General features: G+C 64.8%; 1 protein-coding gene. It reads right to left on the reverse strand.

Annotated elements, in window-relative coordinates; genetic code table 11:
* Positions 1–1,348, reverse strand: a 1,348-nt coding sequence (locus tag ADADOO_RS01275; RefSeq protein ID WP_511274355.1) for a PAS domain S-box protein, incomplete at both ends; no start/stop codon positions are given.

Here is a 1,348-nt window from a genome sequence, read left to right on the forward strand (position 1 = left end):
TGGTTTCGTCGAGCTGCAGCTTGCCGGCCTCGATCTTGGAAATGTCGAGAATGTCGTTGATGACGGCGAGCAGATGCTGGGAGGCTGCGTCGATCTTGTCGAGACGGTCGACCTGGATCGGCGTCGGATTATCGCGGCGCAACAGGTGAACCATGCCGAGCACGGCATTGAGCGGGGTGCGGATTTCGTGGCTCATGTTGGCCAGGAAAGCACTCTTCGAGCGGCTGGCGGCCTCGGCCGCCTGGCGCGCAATCTCGAGTTGACCGGTGCGCTGCCTGACTTCGGCTTCGAGGTTGTGGCGGTGGCGCTCCAGCTCCTGCGTATTGCGCTGGATTTCGCTGATGTCGGAAAACGAGACGACCGTTCCGCTGATTCGCCCGTCGTGCAGGGTCGGCGTGACGGTCAGGCGAACCGGGAACAGGTCGCCGTTCTTGCGCCAGAAAACATCATCCATCCGGCGAGTCAGACCATCGCTGGCGGTCAGCCGGAGCGGGCATTCGGCCGGTGGGTAGATCGAGCCGTCAGCGTGATGATGGTGGAAGAGGCTATGCGTGCTGTGGCCGAGCACTTCCTGTTCACTGAATCCGAGCTGGGCCAGCCCGGCCGGATTGATGAAGGTGCACACGCCATCAAGATCGGCGCCATAGACACCCTCGCCCAGGGTTTCGAGAATCATCCGTTGCCGCGCCTCGCTCTCCATGAGCGCCTGCTCGGCACTGGCCAGTTGGCGCAGATCGACGTCGAGGCAGAACATCATCGTGCCGAGGTCGGCGGTCTCGACCACGGTGTGGCTCGAATAGACCTCGACGGCGTGGCCGTCCTTGTGGCGCAGTGTCATTCGCCCGGCCGGAAGACCGGTCTTGTTGGTGAACATCCAGCTCACGGCGTGGCGGACGCTCTCGTGCATGGCGGGCGGGATGATCAGGTCGAGCAGCGAGCGGCCAATCGCTTCCCGGGGCGTGTAGCCGTACAGGGTTTGCGAGGCATGGTTCCAGTAAGCGACCGTGCCGTCGGCCAGGTAGCCCTGGATGGACAGGGCATCGACGTTTTCAAAAACGGCGCGAAACCGGGCCTCGGTTGCCGACAGGCTGGTCATCGCTTCGGCCGTGCGGGCCCGTTCGGTGCGCAGCCGGCGGTTGGCGCGGAGCAGCGCCAAGACGACCAGGAGCAGGCCGCCGATGCCCAGGGCGGCGCCGCTGACGATGACGGTGCCGTACTGGGCAATGACGTCGTCGGCGGTGAACTTGGGCGGGGCATCGAAGGGGGCAACGCGCAAACGGCGCATCAGCGTTTCGATCGGGCGGTAGTCGGCCGGAATGGCAAAGCCGTGAATGCCCATGGCGCGCGC

It is taken from the genome of Azonexus sp., assembly GCF_036170495.1.
In the GTDB taxonomy this organism is placed as follows: Bacteria; Pseudomonadota; Gammaproteobacteria; order Burkholderiales; family Rhodocyclaceae; genus Azonexus.